At 51.7% G+C, this 14,521-nt stretch carries 13 protein-coding genes; 5 read left to right on the top strand and 8 right to left on the bottom strand.

What is annotated here, in order from left to right; genetic code table 11:
• Together BR04_RS16895 and BR04_RS16890 are read left to right on the top strand one after the other, a co-directional pair.
• Positions 1-3,380, top strand: a 3,380-nt coding sequence (locus BR04_RS16895) for a hypothetical protein (RefSeq protein ID WP_496357202.1), incomplete at its 5' end; no start/stop codon positions are given.
• A 263-nt stretch (positions 3,381-3,643) separates the two neighbouring features.
• Entirely contained in the window at positions 3,644-4,396 is a 753-nt protein-coding gene (locus BR04_RS16890; protein ID WP_496357201.1) for a SapC family protein, read from the top strand.
• Between the two features lie 116 nt (positions 4,397-4,512).
• On the opposite strand, the gene BR04_RS16885 is transcribed toward BR04_RS16890, so the two are convergent.
• The 5 genes from BR04_RS16885 to BR04_RS16865 form a co-directional block, all read right to left on the bottom strand.
• Positions 4,513-4,896 (bottom strand): hypothetical protein, encoded by a 384-nt coding sequence (locus tag BR04_RS16885; RefSeq protein WP_496357200.1) that lies wholly within the window; start codon positions 4,894-4,896, stop codon positions 4,513-4,515.
• A 9-nt stretch (positions 4,897-4,905) separates the two neighbouring features.
• Positions 4,906-6,048, bottom strand: coding sequence for an acyl-CoA dehydrogenase family protein (locus BR04_RS16880; RefSeq protein ID WP_496357199.1), 1,143 nt, complete (start codon positions 6,046-6,048; stop codon positions 4,906-4,908).
• A complete protein-coding gene (locus BR04_RS16875) occupies positions 6,045-7,457 on the bottom strand; it encodes a vWA domain-containing protein (protein WP_496357198.1) in 1,413 nt (470 codons plus the stop codon). Before BR04_RS16875 ends, BR04_RS16880 begins: the two co-directional genes overlap by 4 nt.
• Before the next feature lie 16 nt (positions 7,458-7,473).
• Positions 7,474-8,382, bottom strand: coding sequence for an AAA family ATPase (locus tag BR04_RS16870; RefSeq protein WP_496357197.1), 909 nt, complete (start codon positions 8,380-8,382; stop codon positions 7,474-7,476).
• 116 nt (positions 8,383-8,498) lie between these two features.
• Positions 8,499-10,151 carry a two-component system sensor histidine kinase NtrB gene (locus BR04_RS16865; RefSeq protein ID WP_496357196.1) on the bottom strand — a complete coding sequence of 551 codons (1,653 nt, stop codon included), beginning with the start codon at positions 10,149-10,151 and terminating at the stop codon, positions 8,499-8,501.
• A gap of 338 nt (positions 10,152-10,489) precedes the next feature.
• On the opposite strand from BR04_RS16865, the gene BR04_RS16860 reads away from it, so the two are divergent.
• Together BR04_RS16860 and BR04_RS16855 are read left to right on the top strand one after the other, a co-directional pair.
• The gene (locus BR04_RS16860; protein WP_496357195.1) at positions 10,490-11,866 is read left to right on the top strand and encodes an NAD(P)H-dependent oxidoreductase; all 1,377 of its coding nucleotides are present in this window, start codon (positions 10,490-10,492) and stop codon (positions 11,864-11,866) included.
• A 166-nt stretch (positions 11,867-12,032) separates the two neighbouring features.
• Positions 12,033-12,335 carry a hypothetical protein gene (locus BR04_RS16855; protein ID WP_496357194.1) on the top strand — a complete coding sequence of 101 codons (303 nt, stop codon included), beginning with the start codon at positions 12,033-12,035 and terminating at the stop codon, positions 12,333-12,335.
• A gap of 56 nt (positions 12,336-12,391) precedes the next feature.
• Here the strand turns inward: BR04_RS16855 and mnmC2 are convergent, their stop codons facing one another.
• Genes mnmC2 through BR04_RS16840 form a run of 3 tightly spaced genes read right to left on the bottom strand, consistent with a single transcriptional unit; the run spans position 12,392 to position 13,866 of the window.
• Positions 12,392-13,147 (bottom strand): tRNA (5-methylaminomethyl-2-thiouridine)(34)-methyltransferase MnmC2, encoded by a 756-nt coding sequence (mnmC2, locus tag BR04_RS16850; RefSeq protein WP_496357193.1) that lies wholly within the window; start codon positions 13,145-13,147, stop codon positions 12,392-12,394.
• A gap of 14 nt (positions 13,148-13,161) precedes the next feature.
• A complete protein-coding gene (locus BR04_RS16845) occupies positions 13,162-13,386 on the bottom strand; it encodes an SEC-C metal-binding domain-containing protein (protein WP_496357192.1) in 225 nt (74 codons plus the stop codon).
• Between the two features lie 36 nt (positions 13,387-13,422).
• The gene (locus BR04_RS16840; RefSeq protein ID WP_496357191.1) at positions 13,423-13,866 is read right to left on the bottom strand and encodes a VOC family protein; all 444 of its coding nucleotides are present in this window, start codon (positions 13,864-13,866) and stop codon (positions 13,423-13,425) included.
• 438 nt (positions 13,867-14,304) lie between these two features.
• Here BR04_RS16840 and BR04_RS16835 point away from each other — a divergent pair.
• Positions 14,305-14,521: hypothetical protein (locus tag BR04_RS16835; protein WP_496357049.1), on the top strand; the 217-nt coding region annotated here is incomplete at its 3' end.

The following is a 14,521-nucleotide window of genomic DNA, read 5'->3' as shown; positions in this document are numbered from 1 at the left end:
CAGGTTCCACCACCCTTGACGGTACCTTCACCGTGGGCGGTAGCAGCGATCTTGCGGTGGGGGATGATCTTGCGATTACAGGCGCTTACACCGGCAAAGACAACATGACCCTGACCGTCACAGGAACCACCAACCTGAACGGTAAACTGGATGTGACCAACGACCTGACCCTGACAGGAACGGGCAGCATCACCCTGGCGGATACAATTACCATCAGCGCTAATGCGGTGATGGACGGCAAGGCGAATGTTGTCCTCAGTGGCACCATGACGGTGGGCGGTCTGCTGGATCTGGACAGCACAGGTTCCACGACCCTTGACGGCACCTTCACCGTGGGCGGTACCAGCGATCTTGCGGTGGGTAGCAATCTCGTCATCACGGGCGTTTACACCGGTAAAGACAGCATGACGCTGACCGTCGCAGGAACCACAACCCTGAATGGTAAATTGGATGTGGCCCATGATTTGGCCATCGAAGGGCAGGGACACATACGCCTTTTGGCACAGACAAAGGCGCAGGATATTCAGATTCATGCAGGTGCAAGCGGAGCGGATATTCATATTGGTGCATCTGTGGAGGCAGGCGGAGGCTATCTCAGCCTGAAAACCCAGCGTGATATTCTTCTGGATGCGGCTCATCTTGCTGCCAAAGATGGGGGCAATATCCATCTGCATGCAGCCTCTGGAGCCATTCGGATGGAAAGTCTCTCCACCATCCGTACGGTGGACGGAAACCTGCGTCTTGCTGCAGAAAAAGATATCGTACTGGGAATGCTGACCTCCGGAGATGTTTCGGTACTTTCCGAGTCCGGTTCCATTCTGAGTGATACTTCAAGTACCAGAAATGTCGTGGCCAGTAATCTGAGGCTTCATGCGGGTCAGGATATTGGTCAGGCCGACAACCCTGTCAAGACAGATGTCGAAAGGCTTTCCGCATGGGCGGATACCGGACATATCTATATTCAGGAAAAGGATGCGGTCTCTGTTACGTCCGTTGAAATCCGTGTAGCCGAGCAGGACGGCAGCAAGCTCATAGGGGAGATTCGGGATGGGGTACAGTATGGTCTCCAGGCCGGAGAAAATTCTCATATTGTCATAGATGCGGGTGGCAGCATTCTTCTCGATTTTGCAGAAGGGTACAGCGAGGCCGTACGCGCCGGAGGTTCTGGTAATATCCTTCTCCAGGCCCATGGAACGGGTGCCAGTCTTGATGCAAAATCCGGTATCGTGAGTGCAGGTGGTCACATCAGTCTGATTGCAGAAGATTCTGTTCTTTTTGAAGATACGATCCATGTGACAACGGGAGAAACGGGAACGCTTTACATGGAGGCCTCTTCCGGAAGCATCACGCAAAAAAGCAGTACCCTGTTCCAGACCGCCAGGGGGGATATCCGTCTTGTGGCACAAAAGGATATCCATCTGAACGGTCTCCATACCCAGGGCGCCGTGTCTGTTCACTCCGTGGAAGGATTTATTCTGGATATCAATGGTAAACATGAGGTCATTGTTGCCCATGCTGCCATGCTGGAGGCAGGTGCGGGTGTGGGCAGGTTCGGGGACAATGCCAATACCCTCCATACGCAGGTTCAGGTTCTGGCGGCGCGTGCCCATGGCGGCGGTATCCATATCCGCGAGCAGGGTGGCATTGTTGTCGATCGGGTGGATGTGAAGGTTGAGAAAGTAGGGCTGGACGGCCAGGATCATGCGGAACTGAAGGCCATGTCGGATCTTCAGACCACCGCTGCGAATGGCAATATTATATTGCAGACCCTCAATGGCAGTATCGTTCTCAACGATGGTTCTGCGGATACTGGCCTTGCAGGTGTGGCTGTCAAAGCCCATGGCACAGGGAATATTCTGCTTGAGGCAAAGAAGACCAGCACGGATATCCAGGTGGATATTGTTCTGAACAGAGGGGCCGGGGTCGTCAGTGATGGGGGACATATTCACCTTGTGGCTGCTGACAGCATCCTGATTGAAGGTCTTACAGCGGCCCGGACAACGGCAGCAGCGGTATCGACAGCCGTTGCCACGATCATGACCGCAGATAGCGGCAGCATACAGCTGGAGGCAGGAAACGGGGAGATCTCCATGGGCGATGGGGCCCGTATCCTTTCCGGAACAGGCAATATTGCCCTGAAAGCTCTGGGGAATGTTCAGCTTGCATCCATTCAAACCGGTTCCGGTACGGTTCGCATTGAAGCAAGGGGAATTTTTGATGGAGGGGACAGGGATGTGGACATTCAGGCTGGAGCTGTGCAGTTGCAGGCCGGTCAGGCAGGAACGGGGAACAATGCCCTGGATCTGGGGGGTACCCGTTTATCGGCAAATATTGGCAGCGGTGGTCTTTTTGTCCACAGCACGGGAGATCTCACCGTGGGCCGTATTCCGGAAATGCTGGTGCACGCTGTACAGGAGAGCGGTCAGGCCCTGGAGGTGAAACATTCAGAACGCAGTGATATCCATGTGGCCAGCTCTGTGGTGAATGTGAAGGCAGATGGCAGTATTCTTATGGATTCGGGAAGCCGGGTACAGAATGCCGGTGGCAGTATCATGCTCACCGCCGGAACAGGGATGAAAATTGCTGTAGTGGATACCGCTCAGGCAGGTGCCATGGAAGGATGGGGGCAGGTGACCCTTGTGAACCATACGGGCAGTATCGTGGATACCCACAGTGGTGTGGCAACGAACGTCTATGCCAGGGATCTGATCGTAAAGGGCAAAGGGCCTGAGCTTCAGGACAACAACAATGGGGGAGGGGCTGTCGGGAATCTGGATACTGCCCGGAGAGCGGGGCTGAAGTCTGAAGTGCTGACCCAGGAAGTGCTGTCGGATGCCAGGGCCGTTGTGGTGAGCAAGACCAATGCGGACGGAAGTGTCCAGCTGATGTTGTTTGAGAACGGGAAGTACTATCAGGTTTCTGAAAACTTCCGTGAGGTCGGGCGGTTTATCGGGGATACCCAGCTTGGTGAGAGCAATACCGTATGGTTTTCCCCCACCAATCTGGAAAGCACTTCCATCAGCAGGCACGGCAGCGACAGGGCTTCCGGAGAGTCGGGGCTGCTCTTCTCGGATCTGCATGGAATCGGTTTTACGGATTTCTACAGTGCTGCTGCTAAGGGAAGGAGTCAGGGACTCTTTTCCGACAGGACAGCATTTTCGATGCAGGCTTCCAGATTGTCCCGTATGGGGCTGGAAAGTTTGTTGAAAGATATTGACTATGATGCATTTTTAAGTGAAGATAGCTTTGAAATTACGGAGAGTCTTGATTATTCTAATATGCTGACAGGTATGGCGGATCCGCAGCTTTTGAGTACGGGGCTTCCCCTCGCGGATGAGATGTATCTCTTTGACTGCTGGATAGAAGATATTCTGCTTTAATCCATATTTTCTGCGCCATGGGGATGTATCCGTCATGGCGCAGAAACCATCCATCCATTCTTTATTCTTTTCCTGTTGTTTCTTTTTTCCGTTTTGAGAATCTGTACCTCTATCTGGAAAATTTTTTGGATCTGCAAGGAAAGGGTAAGACCCATGGTATGGAATCGTTTCCGGAAGCAGCCGTTTACCTGGTCAGCATCCGCTTGCTGTTGGGTTCATACGTACCGGCAATTTACTAACTGCTAGCACTTAAGGAGAAATGCATGTTTAAAAATCTTGTTCCTGTGACCAAGGAAAAGCATGGTAAGAAAAAAATCAAACAGATTGAAGGTTTTGATTTTGCGTCCAGTTTTCATATTGCCTCCGTAATGGCCCATGAATTTGTCCGTGCCGCATCCATTTACCCCATCGTCTTTCTTGAAGATAAGGAAAAAGATGAGTTCCGTCCCGTTGTTCTGATGGGGCTGGATGCCGGAGAAAATCTTTATGTTGACAAGAATGGAAAGTGGCAGGCCAGTTATATCCCGGCGATCATCCGCCGCTATCCCTTTGCCCTTGCCCGTACGAATCAGGAAGGTCAGTTTACGGTTTGTATTGATGAGGACAGTCATCTTCTCAGCAACGATGAAGGTGCCCCCATTTTTGATGAAAATGGTACACCGACCCAGGTGATGGAAAATGTAAAGCGGTATCTGGGAGAATTGCAGCAGATGGCAAAATTCACGGAAGATTTCTGTCAGTTTTTTGCAACGAGAAACCTGTTTACGCCCTTGAATATGCGTGTGCGGGACAAGGAAAACATTAAAAATATTGCGGGATGTTACGTGATCAATGAGGAAAGACTGAACAATCTGTCTGATGAACGTTTTCTCGAAATCCGCAACAACCGGTATTTACCGGCCATCTATGCGCATCTGACGTCCCTTTCCCAGATTGAGCGTCTGGTGCTGCTCAAGCAGGAAAAAACAGGTATTGCCAGCCTTGCTGAAGCCCAGACCGCTGAGGTACTGCACTGATTGAGGCGGGTGGCTTTTGGGATGGGATGTTTGTCTGCTTTAAAACAAAAGGGACAAATATCCCATCTTTTGTTTTAAAAGTATTGTCCTGCTGCACCCAAAGAAGAGGATAAAATTTATTTTTTTTTATCCAGAAGCTTATCCAGACGGCTTTCGGCTTCTTCAAGACAGGTAACGGGAATAACTTCGTAGCAGGGCCATACTGCGGAGCCTTTTTCAAAATGAAAATGGCCCTTGTGCTGGTGCACCGGGCTGATGCGGGCCACAGCCCGTACCCCACTGTCCCAGAGAATTTCCTGAATTTCCTGCATGAAATTATCATTGAGATTTTTTTCCATGCAGAACTCCCGTAAATCGCTGATACAGGTGAATCCCTGGCGCAGGTGTTTCACCTGTTGCAGTACGGTGATTTCGATGATCTGTATTTCTTTTCTGTTGGTGATCTGCCCCAGGGTCAGGTAGAGCCTGTTTTTTGGGATATTGATCTGAACACTATGCACCCTGCCTCCTTATCCCCTTGCCGTGATCTGCAATAAGCGCTGTCCAGCCTGTTCCTGACGGATTCGGGCTACATTCCCTGCAATGGAGCCGGATTTTTCCATATCCCTGAAAAGAATTTCTGTATCTTTTTCAAGGGAAATTCCCTCCGTGATATGCCTCAGATCCTTCAGAAAGATTGCGGCAAGATCCCGTACAGCGAGATTCAGACCTGCGGCAAGGGAAGAGGGCGGCTGGCTGTTTGCTGCCCGGAGGGCGAGGGAAGAGAGGGCTGTGATACGGGCCTGGGCCAGGCCTACGCCGTTTTTTATAGGTGCAGAATCATTGTCCCCTAAGTCCCGGCAACAGCGGAAAAGGAGGGCTGCCAGTCCACCGGCTACGGCTCCGGCCATGAGGGCATCTTCAATTCCACGGAAGGGCTTTGCCAAAAATTCCAAGGCTTTGCCTTCCTTTCCCAAAAGAGCGGTATCCTCTACAAAAACCGCGTCCAGATGAACCTCCCCGTGGGGAGCAGGCCGGAAAAAGGGCAGAGGCCCCAGATCCCTGACCTGAAGTCCCTGGCTGTCTGCAGGTACAAGAAAGGCAGAAAAGGCTTTTTTTTCTTCCTTGTTATCCGTGATGGCCATGACAAGAAACAATCCGGCCAGGGGGGCATTGGTGATAAAGGTCTTTGTACCGGAAAGCCGCCATCCGCCATCTTCTTTTTGGGCCTGGGTCGTCAGCCCCTTTGGATGTGCTCCTGCGCCGGGTTCGGAAATGGCAAGGGAAGCGGTCAGTTTACCGCTGGCGAGACGGGGCAGGAAGGTGGTTTTCTGAGTCTCATTGCCCAGTCCCTGAATGGCGAAGACCGCTATGAGGTGATGGATGAGGATGGAAAGGGCAAGGCCAGGACAGGCAGAAGCAAAGGCGATTTCGGCGGCTGCGGCACTGATGTCCCCATATCCTCCTCCTTGCCCCCCGGAGGCTTCGGGAAGTCCGATACCCAGAATACCATCCCGGCCTGCTTTTTCCCAGATTCCCGCTGGCAGGGGATGGGTGGATGCCAGATCCGGAAACTCCTTTGAGATTTTTGTGGCAAAATCTGCGGCCAGGGTGCGCAGCTCAGGGCGGGTACCGGTAAAGTCCAGAAGATCATGGAAAGGGTTCAGATTCACAGTACCAATTCCTCAATGAAGGTGACGAGCTGGTTCAGGTTCCGGCAGGGCCGGACTTCGTGGCAGTGAGCCTTGTAGGTGAACATTTCCGAATCCCCCGTGGTCCAGGTGGTGATGGGTTCGGGATTGAGCCAGATGACCCTGCGGCAGCGATCCCGCATTTCCTCCAGAATTTCCTGATGCGGGTTCTGGTAATTGCTCCGGGCATCGCCAATGATGAGGAGGGTCGTCTTGGTGGAAAGCTCATGCATGTGCTTTTCCCGGAAGCGTACAAAGCTGGTGCCGTAGTCCGTGAGCATACGGGTGTCGATACCGGATTCGGAGAAAACCTTTTCAATGGCTTCGTTCACGGGATTGGCCTTGAACAGCGGAGTGATTTCCGCCACATCCGACACAAAGGCAAAGCTTTTGACCCCGTTGAAGCATTCCTGAAGGGAATAGAGAATAGCCAGCATGAAGCGGGCTGCGGACCAGACTGAGCCGGAGACATCGCACAGTGCTACGATTTTACCCTTGCGCAGGGGTTTGTCCCTGAAGTGCAGTTCCAGGGGCACGCCCTGAAAACGGCCCGCTCTTCTGAGGGTTTTGCGGACGTCGAGAATGCCCTTGTTTCGGGAGGCATAACGTCGGGTGGCCATATCCTTGAGTTTCCGAACCAGCCGATCGGTGATTTCCCTGGTACGTTCCATCTCGGTGGGGGTCAGGGTGGCAAAGGGGCGTTCTCCGATTTCCTCAAAGCGCGGGTCTGTACGGTTTACCTGCCGCAAGGCCACGTTGTCCGGCCTTTTGTCCCGGGTCAGGAGATCAAAGGAGCGATCCAGCATTTTGGCGAAGTAGGCGTCAATTTCTTTTCGGGTAAAGGAATCTCCGGGTGCATCCAGTTCTCCGGCCAGTTGCAGGGCCTTCTGGCGGATCTGGTTGATTTTCAGCATCACGGAAAGACGGTTGGAGAGCTGGCCCATGTTGGATTTCACCTTGATGGCCAGGGATCGCTGCTCCACCAGATTGTGAATTTCCTGCACTTCATTGAGAAAGGCTTCGGGATCGCCCCCCAGATAGTCCAGAAGATTCTGAAGCCCTTCCGCATCCTCTCCCATTTCTTCCCGGATTTTTTCGATAATTTCCCTTACCCGTTTCTGCTTGGGCGTTTCCGGGTTTTCGCTGTCCTCTTCCTGCACATCCTGGAAGGAGGTGCGCAGTTCATGAAAAAAGAGATGGTAGATATCCTGGAACCGTGGCTGATCCCTGCGGCTTTTCACAAAATTGGCCATGAGCAGGCTGCGGAAGGTTTCCTCGTCCGTCGCATCAATGTGCTGGAGCTGGGACATGCAGTCAATGACCTCCAGGGGCGAAACCTTGAGGCCCGCAGCCCGGCAGCAGGCGGAAAATTTGGTGATCATGTCGAGCATGGAGGCCCCTTCCCGGTCAGGCGATTACGGTCTGGATACGCTCTTTGACCAGTTCTGAATCGCTTTTGAATTTTACCAGCATGTTCAGGGTGGAAGCCAGCACTTCCGGCGTGATGGTGTCCGCCTGGAGTACCATGAGGGATCTGGCCCAGTCCAGGGTTTCGGAAATGCAGGGCCGCTTTTTGAGATCCAGTCCACGCAGGTTGGCAACGGTGCGTACCAGCTTATCCAGGAGGATTTCTTCAATACCGGGAATTTTCATGCGGACAATTTCTTTTTCCGTCTCAATTTCCGGGTAGTCGATGAAAAGGTGGATGCAGCGTCGCTTCAGGGCGTCGCTCATGTCCCTGTAGTTGTTGGAAGTGAGGATGACAAAGGGAATGGTCTGGGCCTTGATGGTACCGATTTCCGGGATGGACACCTGAAAATCGCTGAGAAGCTCCAGAAGAAAGGCCTCGAATTCGGGGTCGGACTTGTCCACTTCATCAATGAGCAGCACCACGGGTTTGGGGGACTGGATGGCTTTCAGAAGGGGGCGGGGCTGGAGAAAACGCTCAGAGAAAAAGGCATCTTCCTGTTCGGAAATTTTTTCCACAGCTTCTGCCAGGGTATCCGCATCCTCCACCACGGAGTGGATCTTGTCCCGCACCATCTGGGTGTAGAGGAGCTGCTTGGCGTATTCCCATTCATAGAGGGCCTTGGCCTCATCCAGGCCTTCATAGCACTGCATACGGATCAGGGGGCGATCCATGCACAGGGAGATGGATTTGGCCAGTTCCGTTTTGCCCACGCCAGCGGGGCCTTCCACGAGAATGGGTTTCTTGGTGGCGGCCGCAAGATAGACCACGGTGGCAATCTCCGTGGAAGGAATGTAGCGTGCGGAAGAAAGGGCTTCGGTAACGTGTGTGATGCTTCGGAATTCCATGAAGCTTCCTTATGATAGAGGGTTCACAGGAAAAATGTACCCGTAAAGGTTTCCAAAATGACTGGAAGCCCTCATATCAGGGAGGACACAAAAGGGCAAGGATTTGAAGCATTCTCTCAGGCAAGGGGGAGGTAGACGAGAATGGAGACTCCCTTTTCGCCGTCTTCCGCAGGCTGTGCCAGAATATGCCCCCCGTGCTGCTTGATTACCGCATAGGCCAGGGAAAGGCCAAGGCCTGTGCCTTTGCGGAAGTCCCTTTGCTTGGTGGAAAAATAGGGGTCAAAAATCCGGGAAAGATTTTTTTCTTCAATGCCGCAGCCTGTGTCTTTGAAATGGATACAGAGATAATCTCCGGGTTTGAGCAGCTGAAGGGGTTCAGCGTCGTTCATGGGAATGGATGTTCCCTGAACATGGATGGAGAGTTCTCCTCCTTTGGGCATGGCATCGAGACTGTTTTCCATAATGGCGGCAAAGGCTTCGGTAAGTGCTTTACGATCCATGGGCAGGGAGGGAAGAATGACGGGAATATCCATGTGCAGCCGGATGGAAGAATGCGGTGGCCCCAGCATTTCGAGGGCCTGTTGCAGGCAGGTGCGAACCTGACCTGGAATCCGTTCGCCCGTATCGGCATCCGCCAGCACCAGCATTTTCCGGGTGATGCTTTTGAGCTGGGAGGTTGCGGTTTCAATACGGTTGAGGATCAGTCCTACACCCTGGGGCAGATTTTTTTCAAAGGCGGCCAGGGAGAGATTGCCTGTAATGGCGGAAAGCAGGTTGTTGACGTCATGCACCAGACCACCTGCCAGGGTTTTGAGCATGTCGAATTTTTCCCTTTTGCTCCGTTCCGTTTCCAGACGTTTTTTAAAGGAGATATCCCGCACCACGGCCTGAATCATCGGGTAATCCGTACTGATCACCTGACGGGCATTGATGTCCACATCCAGGATACTCTCTTCTTTTTTCAGCAGGGTCTCAATGCGGGCTTCCCGGCCTGTGGCAATCTGGTTTCTGGCATCCTGGATACGTGAATGTTCACTTTCCGGGAAGAGATCGCAGGCCGGTCTGCCCGCAAGTGCATTCTGGGAAAGCCCGGTCAGCTCTTCGGCCTTGCGGTTGGCCTTGAGAATACGCCCCCTGGAATCCAGCAACAGGATGGCGTCATTGCTCTGGGCGAAGAGATCCCGGAACTGTTTTTCGCTCTGGCTCAGGGCTTTTTCCGCACGGCGCAGGGCTTCTTCCATGGCCATTTCTCTGGAAACGGGTGTCAGTACGCCAATGGAGAGGGTGACGCCGTCTTCTGGGAAAAGTTCAAGCTTTGCCTGATCTTTCAGCCAGATAAAGGAGCCGTTGGGAAGTCTTATTTTGTAAATGGCTTCCGATGTTCCCTCGGCGCTGTTTCTGTTTCGCAGAATACTGCGTTCCTGGGCCAGGGCCTCTGCCTCCAGCATTTCCACCCGGTATGTTCCGTCATCATTTTTTGAGGGATAGATTTTCTGCTCTGTTACAGCATTGCGAAAGGTGGGCGCCAGGGTTGCCAGGCGGGTGGTAAAGAGGCTGCAGAAACGGGGATCGGCAAATTCATACCAGATATCCGTTTTATCGTCTTTCCATGCGGCGACATAATGCAGGACAGGGAGTCCCATGGATGCCAGGATCTGAGATGCTGTCAGCAGGTTTACCAGGCGTTTTTCAAGCTTGGGAGTACAGGGATGGGTCAGAATTCTGCCCCCATAGCCGTTGTCCGGCAGGGGAGAGGGGGGGGAGGGCATAGGAGCTTCCTTGGCTGTGGTGGCATGACATTGGGCAGAGCCTTTGTGCTTTGATCGCAGGCCATTCGGGAATTTATCGGGAGATCATAGTTCAAGGAGAGAAAGAGGGCAAGGGATAACCACCGGAGACCCCATGGAAAGGTTCTCATACGGAAGATTTGAAACCTCCAGAAGGGGCGGATTTTTTTGTGGACAGATGGCGGGGGCTGTGGTTTGGTATTCGGTATATTTTGTATACAAAAGAAAGGCCCGTGTTCGGATCTCGGTGGAAAGCGGGAAAAGCCATCCGGAAAAATCATCCAGAGACTCTGATGTTGAACCGTTTCAAAGGGGGAAAAATGCAGATTACAGTGATCAGTGGCAGTCCCAAGGGAGAACTCAGTGTCACCCTTCAGTCTTTGCGGTATATCGGAAAGAAATTCCCCGAGCATACCCTGCATATGGTGCATGTGGGGCAGGGAATCCGGGGGATTGAAGAAAAGGCGGAAAAAAGGGCGGAAATTGCCGAATGGGTACGGGCTTCGGATCTGATTGTTTTTGCCCAGCCCGTGTATACCTTTACCGTTCCCTCCCAGTTGAAACGTTTTATCGAGCTTCTTTTTGAAACAGATCTCGGCAGGGTTTTTGCCGGAAAATATGCGGCGGTATTGACCACATCCATCAATTTTTTCGATCATGCGGCCCATGCCTATATGCGGGCTGTTGTGGAAGATCTGGGCATGGCCTTTGCCGGTGCCTTTTCCGCAGATTCTTACGATCTCCTGGAAGAGACGGAACGCAGACGGCTGGAAGCCTTTGCTGCGGATGTGTTTACCACCGTAGAACGCAGACGGCCCGTATCCCGTGCCTTTGCCCCCCTTGTGACATCTTCCTGGGCCTATCATCCCGGCGTGGCCTCATCAGCACTGGACACCGGAGGAAAAAGGGTTCTTGTGGTGCAGGACAAAAACTATACGGGCCACAATGCGGGCCGTATGGCAGCGCGTATTTTTCAGCGTTTTCCCGGTGCGGATCGCCTTGTACTGGAAGAGCTTTCCATGGCAGGGGGCTGTCTTGGCTGTGTGCAGTGCGGGTTTGACCACAGATGTGTTTATACGGGAAAGGATGATTTTATCCCTGCCTATGAAGAACGCATCAAGACAGCGGATATTCTGTTTTTTGTCATGGCCGTGGAAGACCGCATGTTTTCTTCCCTGTGGAAGGCTTTTTTTGACAGGGGCTTCTATAACACCCACACCCCCACCTTGCGGGGAAAACAGCTCGGTTTTATTGTTTCCGGCCCCCTTGGACAGATGGGGCCTTTCCGGGAAGTGCTGACGGCCTTTACGGAATGGCAGGGGGCTGGGCTTGTGGATATGATCACGGATGAGGTTTCGGATGCCACGGCGCTGGATGGCCTTCTGGATACGCTGGCGGAGCGTGCGGTGGAAGCTGCGGCAAAGGACTATGTGGCTCCTGCCACCTTCCTTGGAAAAGCCGGGATGAAGGTGTTCCGGGATGATGTTTTTGGCCGTCACCGCTTTGTTTTTCAGGCAGATCATGAGTGGTTTGAAGCTAACGGCATCTATGATTTTCCTCAGGATGACAAGCGGGCCATGGAAACCAATGCCTTCATGCTGGAGATGATGAAAGATCCCAATGCCAGGGAAGCCATCCGCAAGATGCTTAAAACCGAGATGGTCAAACCCATGCGTAAGGTGGTGGATCAGCTCTGATTGTGCTGTATTGTCAGGGGACGGGCTTTTTGCCCGTCCGGAAAAAGCACCGTTATCCCGGGTTCGGGAAATACGGGGGAGGGGGAGTGTCACCTGTTTTCCGGCTTTTTTTCTGGTACACTGCGGAGCGCTGCTCCGGGAAAAACCCACCATAAGGAGGAATTCCATGAAGGACTGCCAGCTTGATCTTTCCCGCCACTGTATCCTTACGGAAATTCGAAGGCAGCAGGAGCGGGCTGTGGCCCAGGCCCTCAAGGGGCAGGCCGATGACAGCCTGATGGAAAAGGCCGAGGCCCTGAAGGAAATTCTGGAAACCGCAGATCTCCTGGCCCTGCGGGGGCAGTATGCTGAACTTCAGGGAGGTGCTTCGGAAAGGGTTTCTCTGAGTCTGGTGGAGGGACGTTACTGCCTGCGTTTTTCCGGTAAAACCATTCCTCTTCTTCCGAAGATTCTTCAGGAGAAGTGCTGATACATGGAACGCTGGCTGAGGTGACGCGGTAATCCGCCCCCCAAAAAAACAGTCGTTTATCTCTTTAACGCCTGCGGCATTGCCGATGCACTGCCCCGAAGCATCTCCCGCTTACCGCTGAAGCCGGGAATCCTTTCCACCGAAAAGCCCTGATCCATAAGCGCTCTGCGTACAAAGCCCGCAGCCGTGAAGGTGGCAAAGGTGCCCTGACCCGCTGTCCAGCGTCCCATGGCCTGAAAAAGAGCCTCCGACCACATTTCAGGATTGGCTTCCGGTGCAAAACCATCCAGAAACCAGGCGTCCACGTTTTTTTCAAGGTAGGATTCCAGCATCAGCGCATCATCAAAGATCAGTTCCAGGCGGATACGCCAGTCCGGAAAAACAAGGCTGTGACGGCCCGGCAGGGAAGGGGGGTAGGTTTCAAGCAGGCGGCAGGAAAAAAGCCCCAAAGAGGGCCAGGCCCTGTGGATCGCTTCAAGATGTCCTCTGGGAATGGGATGCTTTTCGATGGATGTATACTGGAGGACGCTGTCTCGTGGGGCAAAACGCCGCCAGAATTCGGCACAGAGCAGAAAATTAAGCCCCGTACCAAAACCTGTTTCGCAGACATGAAAAGTGATTTTGTCCAGCCACCTGTGGGGCAGGCGGTTTTGTTGCAGAAAGATGTGGCGGCTTTCCGCCATGGCTCCGGATCGTGAAAAATAGCTGTCCCTGTACAGGGGAGAAGAAAGCAGGCCTTCCTTTTCCCAGAGGGGAAGAGCTTCCGTAAGGGGAGAACAGTGGATGTCAGGGAGGGGATGCGGCATCAGCATGGAATTCCTTTTTGTCATTTGAGGCAGCATTTTTTATATTTTTTCCCGCTGCCGCAAGGACATGGGTCGTTTCTGCCGGTTTTTTTGCTGGTGGATCTGTCTGCGGGTTCAGATGCCCTGCCGGGATTGTATGTCTCTTTGTCAAAAACAAAGAACTCCTCCCGTTTTTTTGTTCTCTTTTCCTTCAGGCCAAAAGCAATTTCAATATCTTTAAAATCACCGACGATGAAATTTTCCACGCAGTTTTTTCAAATGTTTTTTTAATAATCCTTCTTTTATTTCCATGACTGAATTTCTACAATATTTCCTTCGGGATCACGGAAATACACAAATTGTAAAATTCCAAAATTTTCGACTTCTTTTTCTACAATTTCTCCTAATTTAATGGCTCCGTTTTCCATTGCTTTCCTGAAGATCATGTTAACATCTTCAACCTCAAATGCTATATGAGTAAAGCCGATGTGATTGGCCATAATATGTGGCCCGTAATGCATTTCTTCATAAGTAAATATTTCTAAGGTTGGTGGATTATCTCCATGACCTGGGAGATATAAATGGACACCTTCCAGTTTGGCATTTTTTAAACCCGTTGCCTGATCCAGCCATTTTCCTGAGAGGTTTCTCTGGGGGGGCTTAATCTTGCAGTTAAATACACGGATATAAAAATCTGAAAGCTTTTTCCAATCTTTTGCGGCAATATTTGTATGGGCAAATCGCATTTTATCCCTTTCACTGTCTGAGTGTATGGTGTTGTTTGACAATTATTACCATTTACTTGTTAAGGCACTGGGCTCACACCGTTCCAAACTACAAATAAACAACATATGGTGGTTTATTGGCAATGAAAACCACATAATGCTGTGTGTCAAAATGGTATAAGCCCAGTGCCCTTATTGCATTTTTGAGACAAAATTATTTTGCCATTGCATCCATGGCCCTTTTAGGATTGGCTTCAACTTTCTTTAGGATTGTAATCGTTTTGGCTTCAGGCAACCATTTGATTTTTCCATTTGATACGTCATAGATGATGCACTCGCAAAAAAGCCAAAATGGCATAAGTGTTTAAAATAGATATATTTTTTGATTTTTCATATTGATCCAAGATACTGTTTTTGGTATGTATATGCTGTAATTTAAACATATTGTAAGGATTTTACATGATCCACATCAAAGACCACAAACAGTACGACATGTTCAGTCCGTTTGAACATCTTGGCTCAAAGAGGCTGGCTCTTCTGAAATCATCATGGGCGCATCTGTTTCGTGAAGAAATCCTCCACAGACTTCCGGTTGAGAAGCTGTTTCCTCTCTTTGACGACGGGAAGGGTCGGCCAACCAAGGAACTCTATGCCATGCTCGGACTTGTTTTGTTAC

The sequence above is a fragment of the Desulfobotulus sapovorans DSM 2055 genome, assembly GCF_059569355.1.
This window is presented reverse-complemented; position numbering and strand designations above follow the sequence as displayed.

What these genes read in the sequence shown, in the direction of transcription:
- BR04_RS16875 (WP_496357198.1), bottom strand. Translation starts at nt 7,457, where the DNA reads ATGCTCGACATGATCACCAAATTTTCCGCCTGCTGCCGGGCTGCGGGC.
- BR04_RS16890 (WP_496357201.1), top strand. Translation starts at nt 3,644, where the DNA reads ATGTTTAAAAATCTTGTTCCTGTGACCAAGGAAAAGCATGGTAAGAAA.
- BR04_RS16860 (WP_496357195.1), top strand. Translation starts at nt 10,490, where the DNA reads ATGCAGATTACAGTGATCAGTGGCAGTCCCAAGGGAGAACTCAGTGTC.
- BR04_RS16870 (WP_496357197.1), bottom strand. Translation starts at nt 8,382, where the DNA reads ATGGAATTCCGAAGCATCACACACGTTACCGAAGCCCTTTCTTCCGCA.
- BR04_RS16840 (WP_496357191.1), bottom strand. Translation starts at nt 13,866, where the DNA reads ATGCGATTTGCCCATACAAATATTGCCGCAAAAGATTGGAAAAAGCTT.
- mnmC2 (WP_496357193.1), bottom strand. Translation starts at nt 13,147, where the DNA reads ATGCTGATGCCGCATCCCCTCCCTGACATCCACTGTTCTCCCCTTACG.
- BR04_RS16865 (WP_496357196.1), bottom strand. Translation starts at nt 10,151, where the DNA reads ATGCCCTCCCCCCCCTCTCCCCTGCCGGACAACGGCTATGGGGGCAGA.
- BR04_RS16855 (WP_496357194.1), top strand. Translation starts at nt 12,033, where the DNA reads ATGAAGGACTGCCAGCTTGATCTTTCCCGCCACTGTATCCTTACGGAA.